This window comes from Zunongwangia pacifica (assembly GCF_023499215.1).
Classification (GTDB): domain Bacteria; phylum Bacteroidota; class Bacteroidia; order Flavobacteriales; family Flavobacteriaceae; genus Zunongwangia; species Zunongwangia pacifica.
The window spans coordinates 1-22,985 of the sequence record NZ_JAKHSK010000023.1; the positions used below are offsets into that span (position 1 = coordinate 1).

Sequence of the window (22,985 nt, forward strand, 5' to 3'; positions counted from 1 at the left end):
CCAGTATTGACAAGGGTTTACAGACGGCTTCGGAGGTCTGTCCTTTTTTTATCTGACAACTCTGTTGACTTTAGAAGTTCTGATCTTAAAATAACCCAAATACGATTGATATGGGAAAAAAGAAAAAAAACAATAATCAGGTAACCGCTGGAGCAGGTAACTGGAAGTGGTGGCAGATAACCCTAGGGATTGCTGCGATCATATTTGTTAGCAAAATCCAGGACCCAACGGATGATACCTTAAGATTATTAATAGAACTAGTCAAGCTCTTTAAAGGCTAAAATGAGTATATTTGTATTACGTTCTTATAAAAAATTTTTGGAGGTAAACCGCTGAAAAGTGCGCCATAGTTGAAAAAAATGCCTAAACGTCTACCCTTTTGGGCTTAAACATCGAGGTTATAATAATGTCGTGAATGGTACGGAACATCCGTATAAATTTCAAGGTAAGGAACATCAAGAGGAATTAGGTCTTGACTGGTACGACTTCCACGCAAGAAACTACGACCCAGCTTTAGGAAGGTGGTTTAATATGGATAATCACGCTGAAAGCTATATGAGTTGGACACCGTATAACTTTGCTTATAACAGCCCTTTGATGGTTGTTGACCCTGATGGTCAAGATGGCATTTTTATTAATGAAGATGGCAAAGAAATAGGTAATGACGGTATTGAGGATGGTAAAGTATACGTTGTGAAAACATCTGAACAAAGTTTTAAAAGTGGTGTCGCAGCTAATGGGATAACTAAAAGCGAAGCCAAGGCTACTGAAAAGTTCATTAAAAAGAATAGTGGCAACACCGCAGCTTTTCAAGAGAATAGCATTGCTTATGACAATAGCGTTGAGATTGAAGGAAGTGCTGAAACCAGACAATCTATGGTTGATATTGTGAATCAGGATAATGGTAGAGGCGGAACCTCTGACGCTAATAACAGAGAATATGGCGGAGTGGTAAATAATGATGGCACGGTTAGAGAATCTACGCCTGGAGATGTTTCTACACCTGTTCCAAATGAAAATGGCCAAGTAGTAACAGCTGAAATTACACACACAATATACGCTAACTCTAAATCAACATTCCATAGCCATCCAAGTGGTCAAGTTGTTGTAGGTTCGGGCAATAATAGTGGTGCTACAGGTTCGTCAACAACATTAGGAGGTGGCAGCACTACAACGCATAGTTGGAGACAAGCACCATCGCCACAAGATGCCAATGGCTCAACAAGAACGAACTATGTTTTTGGCAGAAGAAGCAAAACGGTATATATCTATAGTGGTGGCGGTGTAATAGCCACAATACCTCAAAAAAGGTTTGTAACACCAAAACAGTAATTAAAGTATTATGAGGAAAAGTATATTATTGGTTCTTTTTATTGTTAGTAACTGTCTTTTTGGACATTCACAAACAGAAGAATCACAGATTAAAATGTTTTATGAATCAGCAATAAAAAACCATATCGATAATTTTCAGCAAATGTTCGAAAATGGAAGTTCAGCTGTCAAAATAGAGGATTTGTATTTTATATCGAAGGATATTCCTGAAGTGTACTTACCAAAGAAAATAGGGCAATACAACATCAAATACATTGATGTGTATAAAAAAAAAGCAAAAGGCTTTTACGTAAAGGAATTTTTGCAGTATCTATACAACCGCTCATCCTAAAAAATGAACAGGCTATTATTAATTTGATAGATTTTACAGTTACCTATAAAAACAGAAATTATGATTTTAGCAATGGTGGTGGTAGTAAAACAAGCTTTGAGTATTCTTGTACTGGGCAAAGTTGGGAGATATTAAACACCGAGTTTTTTGGTATATAAAAACGAAGAATTTATTGTTACAAGAACCACAGCAGAAATGTTGTGGTTTTTTTATGCGTAGGTGTTACGAGCTTTAGCATCCCGAATTAACGCATTAATCGTAGTGAAAATATGCTCTCTATCTTCGCTGTTCAACTTCTGTAAACTGGTAATCACATCAACGATATTTTTGTCAAGTTCCAAATCAGACAGACCAGTTAAATAATCCAAAGACACTTCGAGAGCTTCAGCGATTTTATAAGCAGTCTCAATGGATGGCTTTACTTGTAAGCGTACCTTTCATAAGATTATAGTTTTCTTTAAAGAACCACAATGCTGTTTGATAGGTTTGTAATTCAGTTAGATTTTCGTCTTTAAACGAATCAAATTTTTTATCACGAGAATTGAATTCAGGTAATTTTTTTAGATCAGATTTAAATAATTCAAATTGTTGTTTGGCAACTTTTACTTTTTCATTTCTTAATTCAGACTTTCTAGGTTTTACAATTATCTTCTTAGATAACTCTTCAATCTGAAATTTCATACCATTGATTTTATCATCATTCTCTTTTGATTGTCGTAACTTTTTAATCTCTGGATTCTCTACCGTCTTGAAATTTTTAGACCAAAAGCTAGTGCGATTAAAATAAATAAGATATAACGTAATGCAGATAAATAAACAAATGATAGCAGTATGTGCCAACTCATTTTCTACAATTAAAGATTTAAATAGACTAAAAATAAAAATAGGTAATATCAAAAATGCTAAAGAACCAATAGACCTAAGTATATTGTTACCAGGATGATAATTTGAATATTTATTTTTGCAGGTAGGAAATAAAGAAGGAATGATTGCTTCAATAGCTGGCAAAGTAGCTAGCGGTATATGTACAAAAGTAATAGCGGTTAAAATCAACAATAAGAGAAAGGTAGTATCCATAGTAAATTATGCTTAATTAGTATAAATATACTAAATTTGAGGTAAGTATTTAAGCATAATAAATAATACGTTCTGTCAACTATTTTGTCAACGCAAAATAAAAAGCCCCGTAAACACTGGTGTTACGAGGCTATTAAGTGGAGTCGGAGGGGTTCGAACCCTCGTCCAAACAAGCAATTCAGAAGCTTTCTACACGCTTAGTTTTCGCTTGGATTGTCGGGAAAAAATCTGGCCGAAAACAACCTAACCCTTTCCGTATCCTCAATTAAATTTCAAAACCGCATCAAGGCACTGCGGCTTCTATATTTACTTTATCGGTGCCTCTGGTGTGGACGCCGTAAATCAGGGCTTCCACGAGACATCTCGGCTCCCTACCTAGTAGGGACTAAGCAAAACCTACTGTGATTCGGTTACGCAGCCAAGGCGTAGTTATTCTCGCCGTTTAAAAAAGTGTGAAATATGAGATTTACGAGCTATATCCCAGCGCTCGGCGTGCTTACAACTCAATTAGACTCGCTGTCAAAACCAAGTCGACCCCAATATGTAAAGAACATTATGCTTTGTTTTTTGGGCGTTCCGCTTGCCCTCTCGGCCAAACGGCGGGCTATCCGCTTTTAGTTTTTGCTCGTCGCCTCACAAAAAGCTAACCGCTACTATCCCTAACGCAAAATCCATTACCCATCAAACAAAGAACATCAAATTCAGCTTACCACTTGCAAAATGGCAAGGCCTGCAAAGGTACTATTAAATTTATATCTTTACCCGATAATCGGGATTAAATACACCAAGACTTACCTCGAAAATAAAAATAATTTTCTAATAATTATTTCGTAGGCTTGCGACAAGGTAGTTTACTCGATAATCGAGATTTAAAAATTTTAGAACTTTTTCCTAAGATGTCAAAAAGCCTTCAAATTTAAATTTTATTTATCTAAATTGAATAGTTCAAAAATAGATCGCAAATTTAAAATTTGTTAGCTGTTTCTGCAAACTTTAGTCTTTTAAAACCGATATTAATTGTACAAAACTTATACCATTTTATGCTAAAATTCGCCATCATTCGGGAAGAAAAAACACCACCAGATCGTCGCGTGGTATTCTCACCAAAACATCTAAAACAAGCTAAAGATCAATTTCCCGAAGCTCAATTTAAAGTACAGCAATCTGATATTCGGATTTTTAAAGACGAAGAATATAAAAACCAAGGGTTTCAGGTTTCCGAAGATATTAGCGACTGCGATGTGATGATTGGCGTAAAGGAAGTGCCAATTAAAAGCCTAATTCCCAATAAAAAATACTTTTTCTTTTCTCATACTATCAAAAAACAACCCTATAATCGCGATCTTTTAAAGGCAATTTTAGATAAAAAAATCGAGCTTTTTGATCACGAGGTGATTACCAGTGAAAGCGGAATGCGACTAATTGGTTTTGGCAGATATGCCGGTTTGGTAGGGGCTTATAACGGATTTCGTGCCATCGGACTTAAAAATGAATTTTATGATTTGCCAAAAGTAGAAAGCCTTTCAGATTTAAATGAGATGTTGACCCAATTGGATAAAATTAAAGTCCCAAATTTGAAAATTGTACTTACCGGTAGTGGGAAAGTAGCACGCGGCGCTAAAGAAATATTAGATCATCTTAAAATTAGAGAAGTTGAGGTGCCAGAGTATCTTTCAGAAGAATTTGATGAGCCTGTGTATTGCCATATCGATGTGTTAGATTATAATAAACGTAAAGATGGAGCAGAAGGCAGTATTCCGGAGTTTTTCAGTAATCCAGAGTTGTACGAATCAGATTTCTGGCGTTTTGCCGTGGTAAGTGACTTTTTTATTGCGGGACATTTTTACGGGCAGGGAGCTCCGGTATTTTTTACAAAAGAAGATGCTAAAACACCCAATTTCAGCATCAAATATATTGCAGATATTTCTTGTGATATCGCTGGCCCAATCCCTAGCACAATAAGACCTTCTACTATCGCCGATCCTATTTATGGATATGATCCGCAATCAGGGGAGGAAATAGATTTTAAAGACCCAAAAGCGATTACCGTGATGGCGGTAGATAATTTGCCTTGCGAATTGCCTAAAGATGCCAGTGAAGGTTTTGGTGAAATGTTTTTAGAACACGTTTTGCCGGCTTTTTTCAATAACGATAAAAATGGCATTTTAGAAAGAGCTCGAATGACTAAAAATGGTAAATTAACACCTAAATACAGTTACTTACAGGATTTTGTAAGCTAAAATTTGAAGCCGTTTTATCCAATATCGTATCTTGTTAGACATTAGAATTAATCACTTCTCTATTAATCACATGAAAAAAACATCATTACTTCTTCTTGGTTTACTTTCCCTGGCTTCCTGTAAAAAGGAAGAAAAAACTCCTCAAAAGAAATTCAAAGAAATCACCGGGATCAGTCAGGATCTAAAACCGGGTGATAATTTTTTTAGATACGTTAATGCCAAATGGTACGATACCATTACGATTCCTGAAACACAGGCTGGGGCAGGAGCCTATATGTTTATGAATTATCCACAGCGACTTCGATTACAAGGAATTCTGGATAGTGTATCTAAAAGTGAAAATGCCAAAGGTAGTATTGCTCAAAAAGTAGGCGATTTTTATGCTTCAGGGATGGATACGGCAACGATAAACAAAAGAGGATTCGATCCTGTAAAACCAATTTTGAATGAAATCGATGCTATTTCAGATATTTCTTCGATGATGCATTTTGTAACCAATGCAACAAGGTCGGGGAATGGTTCTATCTTAAGCTTTTACGTTGGGCCAGATGATAAAAATAGCCAGATGAATATTGCTCATGCCAGTCAAACGGGGATTGGCTTGCCAGATAGGGATTATTATTTCAGTGAAGATTCAGAAACAGAAGCAATTCAGAAAGCTTATAAAAAATACCTTTCAACATTATTTCAGCTTACCGGAGTTAGCGATGCTGAAGCTTCGAAGAAAGCCGATTTGGTTTATGATATCGAGAAGCAGATCGCCGAATCGCATAGAACCAGGATCGAGCGTCGTGATGTAAAAGCTAATTACAATAAGATGGCGGTGAGCGAACTTGAGGAAAAACATCCAAATATTGGGTGGGCTACAGTTTTAGAAGATCTAAATGCCCAAACAGATTCTATCGATGTTGGGCAACCAGAATATTACGATCAACTGAATTCGCTTTTAAAAGCAGTTCCTTTAGAAGATTGGAAAGTTTATTTAAAAGCGCATACGTTAGAAAATTATGCAGATAATTTAAGCAAGCCTTTTGTAGATGCTTCTTTCGATTTTACCAAAGTGATCTCTGGGCAGGCAGTTCAGAAAACCCGCGGAGAGATCATGGCAAGTGCCGTAGATGGATATCTTGGCGAAGCTTTAGGGCAATTGTACGTTAAGAAATATTTTCCTGAAGAAGCCAAAGAACGCATGCAGGAACTGGTGAATAATGTACAAAAGGCTTATGCGAAAAGAATAGAGGATTTAGAGTGGATGAGTGATAGCACGAAACTAAAAGCCAAAGAAAAATTGGCTGCGATCACCAAAAAGATAGGATATCCAGATCATTGGAAAGACTATAGCAATGTAAGTATCGATAGGGATACTTATTTTGAAAATATTGTTTCGGCCTCTTCAGCAGCGTATCAGCGTAATCTTGAAAAGTTAGGAAAGCCGGTCGATAAATCAGAATGGTTTACTACACCCTCTACAGTTACAGCCTACAACAACCCTTCAGCAAACGAAATTGTTTTTCCGGCAGGAATTTTACAACCTCCTTATTTTGATAACGAAGCTGATGACGCTTTAAATTACGGCGGAATAGGAATGGTGATTGGTCACGAATTAACCCATACGTTCGACGATCAGGGAGCGCAATTCGATAAAGAAGGAAACGTGAAAAACTGGTGGACAGATAGCGATTACGAGAAATTTAAATCGAGGATCCAGCAGGTGATCGATCAATATGATGAATTTACAGTGTTGGATTCCCTTCATATAAAAGGCGCAATGACGGTTGGTGAAAATACTGCCGATATTGCCGGAGTGGCGGTTGCTTACGATGCTTTTAAAATGACCGAGCAAGGCCAGGATACTACAAAGATCGGCGGATTTACGCCAGATCAGCGATTTTTCCTTTCGGTTGCGAAAATATGGCGCGTAAAAATGAAGGATGAATTTCTACGATTATGGATCAATAACAATCCGCATTCGCCACCATCATGGCGAGTAAACGGACCTTTAATGAACAATCCGCATTTCTATGAAGCTTTCGATGTACAGCCAGAAGATTCATTGTATTTATCTGAAGATGAAAGAATTCTTATTTGGTAAGTAAATAATTTAGAAAGAATTTTTTCAAAGTCAGCTAAGATGAATTTTGGCCATTAGGAACTATTAAATTATAGGGTTGCAAAGGACATTAAGAAAATCAGATAAAAATTCTAAAATCCTGAATAAGCTAATTGTGAATGGATTTTATTCTGGTTATATCCGTCCAGAAAAATTAGAACTGCAAAGAGCATATTTTCCTAACAACTATAGGCTAATTGGTACTTTAAATGAGAATGGATATTATGATCTAAAACTGGATTTTAAATCACCTATAGCTGCAAAACTAGCATTTGGATCTGGGATATTGACTTCTGTTATTATGCTTATTAAAGGATTTTTGTTGTTTCCAATTATCTATTTCATTCTCCCTTTTTCAATAATTTATATCAGATTTAAAATAAAGGAGAAGAAAGAAATTAATTATTTAAAGGATCGAATATTTGATTTTGAAAGATCATAATATTGCTAGCTTTTAGATTACGGAGCTAAGAGTTTTAGTTCGTAAGGATTATTCAAAAAAAGAAAATGACTGAGTTTATTGTATTATTCCAAAAATTGGGAATAGCTGGGTTTGCGCAGTTAGAATTTGAATCAGATCTTCCTGAAGAAAACTTTATCCAACTTGTAATGCTAGATGGGTATTATATGTATCAATACATCCAAGCTGGGAATACATACGTTATGCCTATCTCTAAATTAAAAGAGAATCAAATAAATTTTGAGCAGTTATATCGTATAGAGAAAACCTGGTTTGGGTTTGCAACCAGAACGGTAAGGGATTTATTAATCATGCCAAATCAAAATTTCTATTATCCACACGAATTTGGAAGCTACCTGTATATTTTTACAAAGCAATTAAGATCTAAAGCTGAAATCGAGATTTGGCTCGATAATGAATTTTCAAATAGGTATGCAGATATAAATGAGGAGTTTACCGGATTTAAAAATCTAATGAACCCGGAAGATTATTTAATCGCTACAAATCACGATTTACAACATCAATTTGGAGTAATAGGAGAAGACGATAAAATAGCAAAGATCATCACTAAATTTAAAAATACTAGCTTGAAAAGCTTTGATCTGGAGTATAATAACGAATAGAATTTCATCTAAATCATGAAGAAAAAACTGCTAATTACTGGTAGCATTTTATTGGCAATATTTCTAATTTATAATGGTTTAGGGCAATCAGGGATTTTTAAAGTATTTCATAATTCCAGTGTTGCTAACGATCCAAATTTAAAAATGGGGAAATACTTTGTTTCATCAAATTTAATAACTCCAAAAAACGGTGATTTTGTTTCCTATTTACATCATGATGAAAATTTTGGAGCTCATTTTAGGGTTCATAGATTAACTGGTAAACAAGGTGATACAATTGAACTTAAAGGTGGCATTTTGTTTATTAATGGTAAAAACTTAGATAGAGGTATTAACTTTATTCACAACTATCATCTTTCTATAGAAAAGTACGAAAGCTTACCAAAATCAATAGCGTATAATGAATTTGGATATGCTTCGAAAATAAATGATTCTACATATAAAATAATGATAGATGATAATTTTGCTAGAGAAATTGGTGTATCAGATCAAAAAGTAGTGCTTAACCAAACAGAAGTTGATAAAAGGATTCAAAATATCTACAATGCTAACTGGAATAAAGATTATTTTGGGCCAATAATTGTTCCTGAAGGGAAAGCCTTTGTTCTTGGTGATAATAGAGATAATTCGGAAGATTCCAGGTATTTTGGTTTTATAGAATTAAAAAATATTAAAGGAACCGTAATTTATTAAAATTGGAATTTTTATTAACCTAATATTCGAGATTACAGCGTTGATTTTTACCAATCACTCACCCTCATAAACCTTCAAACATTCCTGCAGCGAATTTCCTTCTTCGTGGATACATTCGCAAAATGTGATACAATTTTCGCGATTATCAGCATCACTACATTGTTTTTCGCAATCAGATAAAGTATTCCGGGGCATAATAGTATAAACGTGGGTGATAAAAAATACAAAAGTGATTACGTAAAGGAACGCGCCACCGAAAAATGCAAACGGAAATTTTTTGATTTTTGATTGTTGCGGTAGTAATTTTTCACTACTGTTTTGCTTTAACGGAAGAATATATTTTAGTTTATGGTAATCCCAGCACAGTAAAAATATCACAGCCGTAAACATAAGTGGTGAGGTTAGTAATGATCCTTCAAATCTTACAGCTAAAGAAAGCACCATGATATTTAAAATAATGGGCAAATAAATTAAAGCGCCTAAAGTCGCGGTACGCGGAATTAAAAGTAAAATTGCCGCTAGCATTTGCATCACGCCAATAAAAGGATAGTAATAACCGGTATAAAATAGTGCTTCCAGGTAATGCCCCATGGGATGATCATTTGGTAAAGATGTAAAACGTTCCCCGTTTATTTTTACAAAACCCGAGGGTAAAAAACCGGCTGCTAATGCAATTCGGCAAAAAATAGCAAAATATCTAATCCAGATGTTTTGTCTTGCCTGTAGATGAAATTGTTCGAATTTAGCGATGATTTTCATTGCTTCGGAGTAGATAAAATGGTTACTGAATTTATATAATCTCGGCTAAATATCGCCTGCCTGAAATCTTCAAAGTTTAGCGGAAGCACTTCTTTAAAGTCAAAATGATGAAACGTATTCGCATTCTGCCCAATCTTAAAAGATCGGTAGTAATATCTAAAATAATCGGGCAAAATAAGGCTACCTAATATAATGGCGCCAAACATATAAGGACTGCGCTTTCCGTTTCCAAAACATAAATATTGCAAGGCGATTTCGTCTTCAACAGTTATTCCGTAACCGCAAAGGGTGTGATAAGCATCGTGACGCTCTACTTTAGCGATGAGCTGAAAATTATTTTTATTTAGAAACTGGCCAAGATGATAACCAAAACTCTCTTTAGGGTAATTTAGCAAATCGGCAGTACTGATATTCCACGGAATATGATCGCGTTTTAGCCATCGCCTGTATATTTTCTGCGTTTGATCGAAAAGCCAGTGAATGAATCTTTTTCGCATAAGGATAGTTTAAAGTACTTTGAAATTCAAAGTGTTTAATTAAATTTTTTTGATTAATGAATGACCGAATGATCTAAAGCTTTGATGTCGTTTTTATAGTCTTTAGGCAAAATAAGTGCCTTCAGGATGTAATCGATTTTAAATGATCGGCTTAGTCGGTATAGCGGAATTACAGCGATTAAAACCGAATGTTCCCGGAAATTCAGTAATTCTTTTACCCGTTTTGGCGCCATTAAAATTTGTGCTTCCAGCAATAATCGATAACGAGCAACACCTAGATGTTTTTTATACTGAACAAAGAGATCCTGGGTAAAATCACTATGCTCAAAATTTTCCTGAAGCTGAAGTTCGCGCTGTTGTTTCCAGTCTTTAAAATCCTTTGGTAATCCCTCGATTTTCATTCCGTGGCCAACTTTTAGAAATACGCTTAGTACTTCTTCTTTTTCATTCAACGTTAGTCTTCGTTCTAAAGCTTCAAAAGCTCTTATAGAATAATCGATTAGCATAAAAAGTACATCACGATACGCCCATTCCGGGATTTTAAAACCTCGATTTTCTTCAATTTTAGCATGAATTTTATTCATCTGGTCAATCGCCTGGAAAGCAGCTTTTTCTTCAGCAAAAACAATCACTTTCGCGTAATTCACGGTAGAGAAGAGGCGACCTAAAGGATCTTTTGGAAGCCTGCCGGTGTAATACAACCAGTCTACTGCTTTATTTAATGCAAATTCAGCAGCAGCACCGGCAAAAATAAACATAATGGTATCTGCTTTTCCCCAAATCTGGCGAACAATCGAGTCTTTTTTTGTGAAATAGGTTTTTTCCATAGTTTAATCCCAAAGTCCTACTTGTGCTAACGCGAAAACTAAGCTTAACCAAAAAATGAAGAGAAAGCAAAATCCGCAAAAAATACTAATCAATTTTGTGTATTTATGGCCTTTAAACAAGAAATCATGGACCAGGTAATACAATAAACCACTGCAGGCACCACCAATCGAAGTGGTAATTATAGGGATATACACCCAGCTTTCAATTTCGCCAACTATTAATAAGATGACTGCCAATAAGAGTAATGCAATTCCGGCTCCGCTAAGTGCTCGTTTAGAGGCCAAAGCGTAATTTAATTTCAATGGATGTTCTATAGTCATAATACATAAATTTTACTTTGAATTTCAAAGTAGGTTAATAAAAAAATTTAGTTTAATTCATTTCTCGATTTTATAATGCTTTCCAACGCATCGATATGTTTTTTAAATGCTAACTTCCCAACTTTTGTCGCTTTATATTTGGTGTTTGGCTTGCGATCTACGAAGGATTTTTGAACCTCAAGATATTCGGCTTTTTCAAGCGCTTTTATATGGCTGGCCAAATTACCATCGGTCACTTCCAATAGCTCTTTTAGCTGATTAAAACTGACTTTTTCGTTCACCATTAAAACCGACATGATCCCCAATCGAATGCGATGGTCAAAAAGTTTATTTATGTTTTCTATGATACTCACTTTGGACGTTTTCTTCGGAAATTATTTTTTCTGAATGATCATTAAACTTCCGTAAACAATATGCAAAAGTCCGAATCCTATCGTCCAAAACCAAAAACCATATCCGGGAAAACAGGCACAGATCAATCCGATCAAAATCTCTGAAATCCCCAAATATTTTATGGTGCCAATTGTATATTTTGAAGCATTTATCAAAGCGAGTCCGTAAAAGATTAACATCAATGAAGCAGCTGAAGCAAAATTACCCTGATTCAATTTTAAAAGAATGTATGCGCCACCGGTAAGTAGCGGAATCAAAAAGTGAAATGCCAGGCGTTTTGCCGTTTCATCCCAGATTTTTTCATCATTTTTCTTCGCTTCTTTGGCTGAAAGCACATAGGCTGTTACCACGCTAAGCAAAAGAACCAACAATAAATCGATCACAATCGGTATGAGTTGCGGACTGGCATATCCAATATTTTCATAATCAAGCTGGGTAGGGAAGAAATAGATTTTAGCAATTCCCGCGCCTACGATTGCATAAATCCCGGCCATGATTCCAGAGGTTCCGCTAAGGGAAAGAAACCGCGAAGAGCGGTTCATTAAATTTCTAATTTCAGACAGGTCTTGTGAATAATCTTTACTCATTTTAAAGTACTTTGAAAATCAAAGTAAATATATAAAAATAAATTATGCAACTGAATTTTAGAATTTTATTTCTTTCAATGAAGAAAGTTGTTAGCTAAAACTCAGATTGCATAATTTTCATAATGCTTTTTTAAAAGCTTATTTCACTACCCAAATTGGGATTTTCGCATTAGCCGTAGAAAGCTCATCGGTAACACTTCCCAACATCAAAGAAGAGATATTATTACTTCCTTTATCGGCAACCATTAAAAGATCGGCATTATTCTCCTGCGAACATTCGATCAGTTTTTCAGCGATCGTAGCATCTTTACTGTCTAACACTTTTTCTTCTATAGGGTAAGACTTATGCATACGTTGTATAAATTTATCCAAACGCTCCTGGCTGTGTTTTTCCAGTTTTGCCTTCATAGTGTCTGCCGAGACGTATGGTGAAAATTGCGCCGGGATTTGATATACGTGGGCGGCTACAATATCCGCATTGATTTTCTCCTGAATATAATCTACGGTAGTATAGATTTTCATACAACTTCTGGAAAAATCGGTTCCGGTCCAAATACTATCTATTTTTGGGGTACTGGTTTCAGGAATAATCAATAGCGGGCATTTTACCATTCTAAGTAATTTATCGGTAAGCACTCCGGCACCTTCATAATCGATTTTGTTGCCCACCAGGATCATATCGATATAATATTTATTTACCACATGATTAAAAATCGATTCGGTATAAGGGTCTTCAGCAATTAGTGTATCCCATTCAACTTCAGCATAAAAACTATTGGTGATCTTTTCAGAAAGTTCATCGCCAATAATCTGTTCTAAATCCAGTTCTTTTAATTGTTCCTGAAATAGTTCTGAAATTGCATATTTTTTGACATTGTGAAGAAAATAGACCTTTTTGATATCTAATTTTTTTGCTAAAAAAGAGGCGTATGCGATTAGGTGATCGTCCATGGGAGAAAGATCCAGTCCTACCATTATCGTATTAATATTCATCATTTTAATCGGCTTTTTTCAGGTTTCTTTTCTGTACTATTTCTTTAACGACCTCTTCGTAATTCTCTTTTTGTTTTTGCTCTTTTTTCTTGTTTAGTTTACGCATATCCTCTTTAAGGCCTTTGTAGAGCGAATAACACATTACCAGCAAAATAAAAGCAAAGGGAAGCCCCGTGACGATCGATGCGGTCTGCAGGGCCTGTAAACCACCACCTACTAATAATACGGCGGCGATAGTACCTTCAGCCACAGCCCAAAAAATACGTTGCCCTACCGGGGCATCTATTTTTCCTCCTGAAGTTAAACTGTCTACCACCAAGGAACCAGAATCTGAAGAGGTTACAAAAAATCCTGCGATTAAAATAACGCCCACCACATTAAGAACGGTTGCCAGCGGAAATTGTTCTAAAAATACGAAAAGTGCTGTAGCAACATCATCGTTTACGGCTTCCACAATGGCATTATCTCCGCCTAATACCTGCTGAATAGACGCACTACCAAAGGCGGAAATCCAAAAGAAGGTGATTAATGAAGGGACAATAAGCACCCCTAATACAAATTCTCTTATCGTTCTGCCTTTAGAGACACGGGCGATAAAAGTTCCCACAAAAGGAGACCAGGCAATCCACCATCCCCAGTAAAATACGGTCCAGTTGTTTTGCCATTTGGTACCGGTAAAACTTTCTGTCCAGGTAGAGATCATTAAGAAATCTGAAAAATAATTCCCGGTATTTTGAACAAAAGACTGAAAGATAAAAATCGTTGGTCCTAATACTAAAACAAGGATTAAAAGAAGTACCGCAATTCTCATGTTCCATTCGCTCAAAATACGAACACCCTTATCAACTCCTAACACCACAGATAAAGTGGCGATTGCCGTAATTCCGGCAATTATGATGATTTGAGTCGTAATATCGTTGGTAATCCCGAATACATGGTCTACTCCCGCAGCAATTTGTTGTACCCCAAATCCAAGAGAAGTGGCCAATCCAAAAAGTGTGGCTAAAACAGCGAAGATGTCGATTACGTTCCCCATCCAACCATGAATTTTATCGCCTATAAATGGATAAAAAACAGATCGTATCGTAAGCGGTAAACCACGGGTATAAGTAAAGTAGGCAAGCGCAAGCCCTACTAAAGCATAAATTCCCCATGCATGAAAACCCCAGTGAAGAAAGGTGAAACTCATGGCTTCGCGCGCAGCTTCAACTGTACCTCCTTCAGCCATTGGTGGCTCATTAAAGTGATTTATAGGTTCAGCAATACTCCAAAATAATAGTCCTATTCCCATCCCGGCACTAAAAAGCATTGCAAACCAGGATGCGGTTTTAAATTCTGGTTTTGCGTTTTGTCCGCCAATTCTAAGATTCCCGAATTTACTAAAGGCCAAATAGATCATAAAACCAAGAAAAATATTTACGACCAGCACAAAAAACCATCCGCCATTGTTGGCCACATAGTTTTGTACATTCTCAAAAACTTTTTCTGCCTTTTTCTCGTAAATGAGCGTTAAGACTATACTTGCGATAATAATAATGGACGAAGAGAAAAATACCGGGCCGTTAACCTCTAATCCAAAAATGGATTTTTTCTCGTCGCTTCTGGTAACTTTTTCTGCCATATTAATTTGTTAGTGGGTTAAAAATAATATCCTATGTTTATATTAAAGCGGGCCTCCCATTTTGCATCTGGGTTTCCCTTAGAGAAATCGTCTACAAAATTACCGCCAAGCCAGGAGTGATTATATCCGGCCGCGTAGTCTATATAGGTATACACGTTTCCGGAAGTGATCAACACACCAGTAACATTCATATAAGAGTCCTCAAAGTCATCTTCTGCTTTATCCATAAAGCCAAAATCATTATAGAATTCTAAATTTGATATTGGGCCTATTTCAACAGGAACCCTTCGGCTAATGGCTAAAGAGTAAAGATTGAATTTAGCAGCAACTTCGTAGGTCGCGCCGTAAGCTCCAAATTGAAGTACCTTATCACTAATGGTATCGGGTGTTTTAAGATTATGATCTATGATCATTCCCTGAGCTTTTACGTTCCATTTTTCACCCAAAAATTCATAGTGAAGGGCAAAACCATGATGGTTCCCGGTTTCTTTGGTATCCAGATTATAAATACCACCGTATTGTACTGATGTTCCTAATTGATGTTGTCTATCTTTACCCAGTTTGTAAATAAACTTTCCGTTAAATTGGTTAATTTCCTTATTGCGACCAGCGATGTCGTAAGAATATCGGGAAGGGTCAACTTCAGTAGTGCTACCAAATTGCAATTCTTCAGCATTTTTAAAGAAAGCCAATTGATATTGGATTCTATCTGAATCGTGGATGTACTTTATTCCCATATCGTGATCATCTTCTAAACCCATATAATACGTAAGGTTGAAGAACCAATTGTGGGAGTTATACTGCTGAAGTCCAAAAGGGATCTGTGTTAAACCAATATGAATTTGATCTTCTTGATTAAATTTATAACCTATCCAACCTTGTTTTAAGAAGCCGCCACCAAAGGCTTCAGAATACAATCGATATTCGGCATTTATAAACACACTTTTATACGATCCTTCCGCATTAATCCTAAACATATCGTATCCAAAATCACCACCACGATCTTTCTGGCCTTCTTTCCAACTTGATAAATTGTAATTAAATCTAAGGGCGCCACCTAATTTTAGCTTTGGTTTCTCTGAATCCTTTGTTTCTTGGGCCAAAATTGGAAATGAGAAAATAAGAAAAGCGGTGCCTAGAATTAGTCTATAAAATTGAAGCAGTAAAGTTTTTTCCATCCAGATTTTTTTATGCGCTGTGCGAAACAATAAAAATCGATCTCCAAATCCTAAAAATTAATAAAGCCTTAAACCATCTTTGTGAGGATTTTATAAAATTGCTTTTTATTCGATAATCGATTTTAAATGCTACGGTCCCAATAGCTATTGGTATCGCGGGATGCCTCGAAATAAAAATGAATTCCGAACAAATGTCTCATTGTCCCGAGGTAGTTTACCAATAGTTTAGAAATAATATCCAATATTAATATTGAATCTTGCTTCCCATTTGGGATCTGGGTCACCGGTAGAAAATTCGTTATCAAAATCACCACCTAACCAGGAATGGTTATATCCTGCCGCATAATCGATATAGGTACTCACAGGCCCCGAATTAATTAAGACCCCTAAAACATTCATGTAAGAATCACCAAAACCATCAATACGTTTGTGCATATAACCAAAGTCATTATAGATTTCGATTTTTTCTACAAAATCTTTATTTATATAGAAGAGGTGAGCAGTACCAAAATTGTAGATCTCGAAATTTGTTGCGACTTCGTAGGGAGTGCCATAAGCACCCATTTCTATAATATTCCGTGTAATTCCCGGTGCATTTTTAGGGTTAAATTCGGCTTTAGTGGCTTGTGCTTTTATAAACCAATCGTCAGATTTGTATTCGTAATGAACGGCCAGCGCATATCGATTTCCGGTTTTTGTAGTTTCGATATTATACAAACCGCCATATTGGGCAGATAATCCTACTTTGTGCATGGCATCTAAATTGGGTTTGTATAAAATTTTTCCGTTTATTTGATTTACTTCTTTGTTGTTGCCAACAACGTCATAGGAATACCGGTGCGTCGATGCGGGAGAATTATTACCAAATGTAAGTTCTTCAGCGTTTTTAAAGAATGCGGCATGATATTCAAACATATCTCCTTTATAAGAATAGCGTATCCCCATATCATAGTCGTCTTCTAAGCCAACATAATAGGGGAGGTTAAGAAACCAGTTATGCGAATTGTAACGTTCTATTCCAAAAGGAACCTGTACCAAACCCATTTGGACTTCACGCTTGTCATCAAGTTTATACCCTAACCATCCCTGTTTTAAAAATCCGCCCCCAAAAGCTTCGGAATAAAGACGGTATTCGGCATTGATATATAAATTTTTATAAGAACCGTTTACAGCAAGTCTAAAAACATCAAAACCAAAATCACCGCCTCTTTCCTGCATTTCTGGCTTCCAGGAAGACAGGTTGTAATTAAAACGCAAAGCTCCCCCGATGGTTAATTTTGGTTTGGGGTTATCTTCCCCATCCTTTTCCTGAGCAAAGTTGTGATAAGGTAGAAAAATGCCTAAAAGTAGCAGTAGAGAAAAGTAATTTTTTAGTAATTGTTTATTCATAGGATGCTTTTTGTTTAAGTTAAGTTACTATGAATAATTATGAATTAGCTTAAAAGACTCAAATTTTAATAATTTATTAGTTTTTGGGGACTAAAAAAGCCTTCTATGAAAATAGAAGGCTTAAATAAAAAATTATAAACAAAAAACAGAATTAGACTACAAGCTAAGGGAAGTGTTAAGATTGCGTGAGTTGGATCATGATCGCAAGTTCTTCGGCTAATTTATCGGTGTTACCGTTCCAACCTACCGATTTAAATTTAATTCGGCCATCAGGTCCTAAAACAAATTTTGTAGGGATTCCTGAAACGCCATAATCTTCTACCACTTTAAAGGCGTTGCTATCTTCAACTTTCTCATCCATTAACACTTGGAAATCATAATCATTAGCATCGATAAACTCGGTAACCTCTTTCATACGTACCTCTGGTTCCTGGCTTTCCCAGGTATCGATAAATAAGAATGCTACATTTGGATCGTCTTTATGTGCAACCACGGCTTTTTGCATTCCAGGGAACGACATTTTACATGGGCCGCACCAGGTCGCCCAAAAATCAAGAATTACGGTTTTTCCTTTTAATTCTTCTAAACTAACTTCGTTGCCATCAAGATCTTTTAAAGTAAACTGGCTGGCATCTTCATCGATCATCATTTTTTTGATATCGTTTTTTGCTTTTTGATGCCCTTTTTCTTCAAGCATTGCTAATTCTTTTTCAAATCCTTCAGCATCACCAATGGCAGTGTACGCTTCTTTGTAATATTCGTTTAGTTTTTGTGAACCTTTATTTTCAGCAATAAAATTGGCCGCTTTTTCTTTTGCAGTTTCATATTGCTCATCTTCCACTAAATATTGAATGTATTTTTCAGTAAGATCGGCTTCGGCAAGTTTAGAGCTTGCCGCCATTTCCTGATATTTTATCGCTTCTTTCAGGTCTCCTTTTTTATACATGATCGTGGCATAAGTATCCTGATACATTGCCTTCATGTAATCGATATTGTTTTTATACTGGCTTACAGTATTATAATCTGGCTTTTCTTCTTTCAGGTCAATATTATCAAGAATGTCAAGAGATTTTTTAGAAATCTTCTGTGCCTTATCAAGATCTTTACCTTCTTCAGCTAATTTCCAGGCGATGCTGTTATATGCTGAAGCTACTTTTCCCTGTTCAGAAATTTTAGAAGCATATTCCTCTGCTTTATCGATATCACCTTCGGCTGCAAGCTCACTGGCTAGCATGGATAGCATATAATTTCTATACATATTGTCCTTACCAACCTTATCTTCATAATCCTGAAAAACTTTTTCCTTAGCCTCGGCACCTTTTGCCTGATACATTTTTTGGTAATAGCTTGAAACAGCTAAAGAACCTTGTGGAAACTTTTCAGGGATTAAACTTCTTAAAGAATCAGCCGCTTTTTTATTTTCAACAATCGCATTGATACGATACAAACTCATATAATCTTCTTCGCTTAAAGAATCATTTGCAGCTGTCATTTGCTTTTCGACGAAAGCAGTGGCTTTTTCTTTATCAGATTTGATAAGGTTAACGTAATTACTGCTCCATTTTCCTTCTAAAGAAGCATCCTTTTTAAAATCGCTCTCAAATTTAGAAATGATAGAATCTTTGGGAAGCTCTATGTTCCCGTAACGATCACCCTGGCTGTAAAGATTGGCAATTTGTGCAGCACTTCCGGTAATCGCATTTCCTTCTTCATCGTAAAGCGGAAGTACATAGCCTGCTTTTCCGTTATTATCGTCTATATTATATTGTTTAAACTGAAAAGAAATCGCAGTGACAGAATCCGGAATTTTGATGCTGGACATATACATCATCGCCGAATCTTTAAGTTTAATATCTTCTGGATATATGCCGTTCCCCGTAATGAAGTTGATAATACCTTTTACTTTTTCATCTTCATTGGAGGGAATACTATCTTCTGAAGTATAGGTAATTTTAATTTCATCCCCTGGTTTTGGGAATTCTTTATCAATATGTAATGCTCCTATGTCTTTTCCATTGTCCTTAGGTTCGGTTTCGCAAGAAACTAAAGCTGTCAATAAAGCTAATGTGGGTAATACTATTTTTTTCATATTTCGATCGATGTTTTTATGTAGTGTGTATGAAATTAGTTAAAAAGAGTTAAAGTTTTTTGTTTAAGCATTGATTTAACATTTGGCGTGGGTTTTAAATAAAATAAACATTCTTAAATGAATAAAGTTTAAAAATGTAGCCTTAAATTATCAAAAACTAAAAGGCTCTATAATCTGAAGTTGATTGTAGAGCCTTTTCAGTAAACCATCCAGGGGGTAACCTTGGGGTATTTTATCTCTATTATCGAGTAAAAAATAGATTTTTATTGGCACCGCCAAAGGGTATAATACCCCGAGGCTTGCCTCGAAATTAAAAATTTGTTTTCAACGAATGCCTTGTGGGCTTGCCCCGAGGTACTTTACTTAGAAAGAATTAATGGTTTGTCTTATTGCCACGAGATTGGTCATTAATTGCTCTAAATATTTTAGATCGAGCATATTGGCACCATCACTTTTAGCATTAGCAGGATCAAAATGAGTTTCTATAAATAGTCCATCTACATTATTTACCACTCCTGCACGGGCAATAGTTTCAATCATATCGGGTCGGCCACCGGTTACACCACTGCTTTGGTTGGGCTGTTGTAAGCTATGGGTTACATCTAAAACGGTAGGAGCAAATTCTCGCATGGTAGGTATTCCCCTAAAATCGACAATCATATCTTTATAACCAAACATGGTACCACGATCGGTCACCATCACCTGCTCGTTATTACAATCGGTTACCTTAGTTACCGCATGTTTCATAGATTCGGGACTCATAAACTGTCCTTTCTTTAGGTTTACGGTTTTTCCGGTTTCAGCGGCAGCAACTACAAGATCGGTCTGCCTCACTAAAAAAGCCGGAATTTGTAGAATATCAACATATTCAGCAGCTAGTTGGGCGTCGCTAATTTCGTGAATGTCGGTAATCGTAGGCACTTTAAAAGTCTCAGAAACTTTTCTAAGTATTTTTAAGGCTTTTTCATCACCAATTCCGGTAAAGCTATCGATTCGTGATCGGTTTGCTTTTTTAAAACTTCCTTTAAAAACATACGGAATTTTCAGTTTATCGGTAATTTCAACAACTTTTTCAGCAATACGTAGTGCCATTTCTTCGCCTTCAATGGCACAAGGACCGGCAAGAAGAAAAAAGTTATCAGAATCGGCATGATGTATTTGTGGGATATTTTCTAATTTCATTTTTCAAGAATTAATTCAGCTGCAAAGATAACTCAATCAAATTTGCTAACCATATTTTTAGTTTACGGTTAGTTTCTGGATGAATTACACAGCATACACTCAAGCATCAGAAACAACATTTTTAAGTGACGCTAATATTGGTCTTTTTCCGCAGGAATTCTTATGATTTAAGTATTAGTGAAATGAGAATATTTTAATTTTAGGGATACTTTAACGGCTTGTTTTTATGGTTTATTTATAGAGTATAACCGGTTTTCTATATTTAGGTTTCTATCTTGATTTGGGTTTTAAAACAAAACGTGATTTGTAAGTCTTTGTGAAACAAATTGTTACTTTTAAATTATTTTTTTCAATAATATTTATTTGGCGAAAAATAGCTGTATATTTGCGCCCTTTAAAAACAGGCTTTTATGGCAGCTATTAAAAATATTGCAATTATTGCGCACGTAGACCACGGTAAAACTACCCTGGTTGATAAGATCATGTATCATTGTCGTTTATTTAGAGAAAACGAGAATACAGGTGATCTTATTTTGGATAATAACGATCTTGAAAGAGAGCGTGGTATTACCATCACTTCTAAAAACGTATCTGTAGTTTATAAAGATACAAAGATTAACATTATCGATACTCCTGGTCACGCCGATTTTGGTGGAGAGGTAGAGCGTGTGCTAAATATGGCAGATGGTGTTTTACTTTTAGTAGATGCTTTTGAAGGCCCTATGCCACAAACTCGTTTTGTGCTGCAAAAAGCAATCGATCTTGGTCTTAAGCCTTGTGTAGTTATAAACAAAGTGGATAAAGAAAACTGTACTCCAGATGAGGTGCACGAAAAAGTGTTCGACTTGATGTTTGAGCTTGGAGCAGAAGAGTGGCAGTTGGACTTCCCAACCGTTTATGGTTCGGCTAAGAACAACTGGATGAGTGAAGACTGGAAAAACCAGACTGAAAATATCGAACCATTATTAGATATGGTAATCGAGCATATTCCTTCTCCAAAAGTAGATAAAGAAGGAACGCCACAAATGCTTATTACTTCTTTAGATTTCTCTTCGTTTACAGGAAGGATCGCTATTGGTCGTTTACAACGTGGTGTTTTAAAAGAAGGGATGAATGTTTCTTTGGTTAAAAGAGACGGTACCATTAAGAAAACAAGAATTAAAGAACTTCATACTTTTGAAGGTCTTGGAAGACGAAAGATAGAAGAAGTTGAGGCTGGAGATATTTGTGCGGTTGTAGGATTAGAAGGATTTGAAATTGGAGATACTATCGCTGATTTTGAAAACCCTGAGGCTTTAAAAACGATCGCTATCGACGAGCCTACAATGAGTATGTTGTTTACGATTAACGACTCTCCTTTCTTTGGTAAAGATGGTAAGTTTGTAACCTCAAGACACATTAAAGAAAGACTTACAAAAGAATTAGAGAAAAACCTGGCACTTCGTGTTAAAGAAACCGATAGTGCAGATAAATTTATGGTGTTTGGTCGTGGGGTACTGCATTTATCGGTACTTATCGAGACCATGCGTCGTGAAGGATACGAATTACAAATTGGGCAGCCACAGGTAATCATCAAAGAAATTGATGGTGTTAAATGTGAGCCCGTAGAGGAATTAACCATCGATCTTCCAGAAAATGTATCTGGTAAAGCGGTAGAAATGGTAACCCTTCGTAAAGGAGAAATGCTCTCGATGGAAGCGCGTGGTGATCGTATGGTTTGTGAATTTATTATTCCATCTCGTGGGATTATAGGTTTACGTAACCAGTTATTAACGGCTACTGCCGGTGAAGCGATTATGGCGCACCGTTTTAAAGAATATCAGCCATTAAAAGGAGGTATTCCAGAGCGTTTAAATGGATCTTTAGTGTCTATGGAGAAAGGAACCGCAATTCCTTATTCTATCGATAAACTTCAGGATCGTGGGAAGTTCTTTGTAGATCCGGGAGAAGATATTTACGAAGGTCAGGTGATTGGTGAAAACTCACGCCAGGATGATATGGTAGTGAACATCACTAAAACCAAAAAACTTTCTAACGTACGTTCTTCAGGAGCCGATGAAAAAGCGAAGATCGTTCCTGCAATTAAGTTCTCTTTGGAAGAAGCTTTAGAATATATTCAGAAAGATGAGTATGTAGAAGTAACTCCAAATCACTTACGACTTAGAAAAATTTATCTGACTGAAAACGACAGAAAAAGAAATAAGATTATCTAATCGATAGTTTTTAAACTGAAATAAAAAACCTCACAGTGCTTCACTCGTGAGGTTTTTATTTTTTAGTGCA

The 22,985-nt window shown here is 36.1% G+C and carries 22 protein-coding genes, 1 other RNA gene and 1 pseudogene; 9 read left to right on the forward strand and 15 right to left on the reverse strand.

The features are described from left to right. The first annotated feature begins 110 nt into the window (after positions 1-110). The 3 genes and pseudogenes from L1967_RS14800 to L1967_RS14810 all read left to right on the forward strand — a co-directional run bounded on the left by L1967_RS14800 (position 111) and on the right by L1967_RS14810 (position 1,663). Positions 111-281, forward strand: a complete 171-nt coding sequence (locus L1967_RS14800) for a hypothetical protein (protein ID WP_249602282.1) — start codon at positions 111-113, stop codon at positions 279-281. Between the two features lie 103 nt (positions 282-384). Then, positions 385-1,332: pseudogene (locus tag L1967_RS14805) on the forward strand (RHS repeat-associated core domain-containing protein); the annotation flags it as partial. 10 nt (positions 1,333-1,342) lie between these two features. Further along, on the forward strand, positions 1,343-1,663 hold the full coding sequence (locus tag L1967_RS14810; RefSeq protein WP_249602284.1) for a hypothetical protein: 321 nt from the start codon (positions 1,343-1,345) through the stop codon (positions 1,661-1,663). Between the two features lie 209 nt (positions 1,664-1,872). On the opposite strand, the gene L1967_RS22295 is transcribed toward L1967_RS14810, so the two are convergent. The 3 genes from L1967_RS22295 to ssrA all read right to left on the reverse strand — a co-directional run bounded on the left by L1967_RS22295 (position 1,873) and on the right by ssrA (position 3,278). Beyond that, positions 1,873-2,004 (reverse strand): hypothetical protein, encoded by a 132-nt coding sequence (locus tag L1967_RS22295; RefSeq protein ID WP_262917451.1) that lies wholly within the window; start codon positions 2,002-2,004, stop codon positions 1,873-1,875. Positions 2,005-2,068: 64 nt separating this feature from the next. Further along, positions 2,069-2,740, reverse strand: a complete 672-nt coding sequence (locus L1967_RS14815) for a hypothetical protein (protein ID WP_249602285.1) — start codon at positions 2,738-2,740, stop codon at positions 2,069-2,071. Between the two features lie 135 nt (positions 2,741-2,875). Continuing rightward, positions 2,876-3,278: a transfer-messenger RNA gene (ssrA, locus tag L1967_RS14820) on the reverse strand. 502 nt (positions 3,279-3,780) lie between these two features. Between ssrA and L1967_RS14825 the strand changes: the two genes are divergently transcribed. From L1967_RS14825 to lepB, 5 genes are all read left to right on the forward strand, one after another. Beyond that, positions 3,781-4,980: an NAD(P)-dependent oxidoreductase gene (locus tag L1967_RS14825; RefSeq protein WP_249602286.1), complete on the forward strand. Its 1,200-nt coding sequence runs from the start codon at positions 3,781-3,783 to the stop codon at positions 4,978-4,980. A 70-nt stretch (positions 4,981-5,050) separates the two neighbouring features. Further along, on the forward strand, positions 5,051-7,072 hold the full coding sequence (locus L1967_RS14830; RefSeq protein ID WP_249602287.1) for a M13 family metallopeptidase: 2,022 nt from the start codon (positions 5,051-5,053) through the stop codon (positions 7,070-7,072). A gap of 76 nt (positions 7,073-7,148) precedes the next feature. After that, positions 7,149-7,532 (forward strand): hypothetical protein, encoded by a 384-nt coding sequence (locus L1967_RS14835; RefSeq protein ID WP_249602288.1) that lies wholly within the window; start codon positions 7,149-7,151, stop codon positions 7,530-7,532. A 65-nt stretch (positions 7,533-7,597) separates the two neighbouring features. Further along, on the forward strand, positions 7,598-8,173 hold the full coding sequence (locus tag L1967_RS14840; protein ID WP_249602289.1) for a hypothetical protein: 576 nt from the start codon (positions 7,598-7,600) through the stop codon (positions 8,171-8,173). 15 nt (positions 8,174-8,188) lie between these two features. Continuing rightward, a complete protein-coding gene (lepB, locus tag L1967_RS14845; RefSeq protein WP_249602290.1) occupies positions 8,189-8,866 on the forward strand; it encodes a signal peptidase I in 678 nt (225 codons plus the stop codon). A 54-nt stretch (positions 8,867-8,920) separates the two neighbouring features. On the opposite strand, the gene L1967_RS14850 is transcribed toward lepB, so the two are convergent. The 12 genes from L1967_RS14850 to kdsA all read right to left on the reverse strand — a co-directional run bounded on the left by L1967_RS14850 (position 8,921) and on the right by kdsA (position 20,702). Further along, a complete protein-coding gene (locus L1967_RS14850) occupies positions 8,921-9,625 on the reverse strand; it encodes a hypothetical protein (RefSeq protein WP_249602291.1) in 705 nt (234 codons plus the stop codon). Next, on the reverse strand, positions 9,622-10,122 hold the full coding sequence (locus L1967_RS14855; protein ID WP_249602292.1) for a Coq4 family protein: 501 nt from the start codon (positions 10,120-10,122) through the stop codon (positions 9,622-9,624). Before L1967_RS14855 ends, L1967_RS14850 begins: the two co-directional genes overlap by 4 nt. Before the next feature lie 53 nt (positions 10,123-10,175). Further along, positions 10,176-10,949 carry an oxygenase MpaB family protein gene (locus L1967_RS14860; protein WP_249602293.1) on the reverse strand — a complete coding sequence of 258 codons (774 nt, stop codon included), beginning with the start codon at positions 10,947-10,949 and terminating at the stop codon, positions 10,176-10,178. A gap of 3 nt (positions 10,950-10,952) precedes the next feature. Next, positions 10,953-11,270, reverse strand: coding sequence for a hypothetical protein (locus tag L1967_RS14865; protein WP_249602294.1), 318 nt, complete (start codon positions 11,268-11,270; stop codon positions 10,953-10,955). Between the two features lie 47 nt (positions 11,271-11,317). Further along, positions 11,318-11,623, reverse strand: coding sequence for a winged helix-turn-helix domain-containing protein (locus tag L1967_RS14870; protein WP_249602295.1), 306 nt, complete (start codon positions 11,621-11,623; stop codon positions 11,318-11,320). Positions 11,624-11,644: 21 nt separating this feature from the next. Continuing rightward, the gene (locus L1967_RS14875; protein ID WP_249602296.1) at positions 11,645-12,250 is read right to left on the reverse strand and encodes a hypothetical protein; all 606 of its coding nucleotides are present in this window, start codon (positions 12,248-12,250) and stop codon (positions 11,645-11,647) included. A 138-nt stretch (positions 12,251-12,388) separates the two neighbouring features. Further along, positions 12,389-13,246 carry a universal stress protein gene (locus L1967_RS14880; RefSeq protein ID WP_249602297.1) on the reverse strand — a complete coding sequence of 286 codons (858 nt, stop codon included), beginning with the start codon at positions 13,244-13,246 and terminating at the stop codon, positions 12,389-12,391. A 1-nt stretch (position 13,247) separates the two neighbouring features. Further along, a complete protein-coding gene (locus L1967_RS14885) occupies positions 13,248-14,864 on the reverse strand; it encodes a BCCT family transporter (RefSeq protein WP_249602298.1) in 1,617 nt (538 codons plus the stop codon). A gap of 17 nt (positions 14,865-14,881) precedes the next feature. Continuing rightward, positions 14,882-16,042 (reverse strand): hypothetical protein, encoded by a 1,161-nt coding sequence (locus tag L1967_RS14890; RefSeq protein ID WP_249602299.1) that lies wholly within the window; start codon positions 16,040-16,042, stop codon positions 14,882-14,884. A 225-nt stretch (positions 16,043-16,267) separates the two neighbouring features. Next, entirely contained in the window at positions 16,268-17,431 is a 1,164-nt protein-coding gene (locus L1967_RS14895; RefSeq protein ID WP_249602300.1) for a hypothetical protein, read from the reverse strand. Positions 17,432-17,606: 175 nt separating this feature from the next. Further along, positions 17,607-19,520, reverse strand: coding sequence for a TlpA disulfide reductase family protein (locus tag L1967_RS14900; RefSeq protein WP_249602301.1), 1,914 nt, complete (start codon positions 19,518-19,520; stop codon positions 17,607-17,609). Between the two features lie 363 nt (positions 19,521-19,883). Continuing rightward, the gene (kdsA, locus tag L1967_RS14905; RefSeq protein ID WP_249602302.1) at positions 19,884-20,702 is read right to left on the reverse strand and encodes a 3-deoxy-8-phosphooctulonate synthase; all 819 of its coding nucleotides are present in this window, start codon (positions 20,700-20,702) and stop codon (positions 19,884-19,886) included. A gap of 410 nt (positions 20,703-21,112) precedes the next feature. Between kdsA and typA the strand changes: the two genes are divergently transcribed. Further along, positions 21,113-22,915 carry a translational GTPase TypA gene (gene typA, locus L1967_RS14910; protein ID WP_249602303.1) on the forward strand — a complete coding sequence of 601 codons (1,803 nt, stop codon included), beginning with the start codon at positions 21,113-21,115 and terminating at the stop codon, positions 22,913-22,915. Positions 22,916-22,985: the final 70 nt, after the last annotated feature.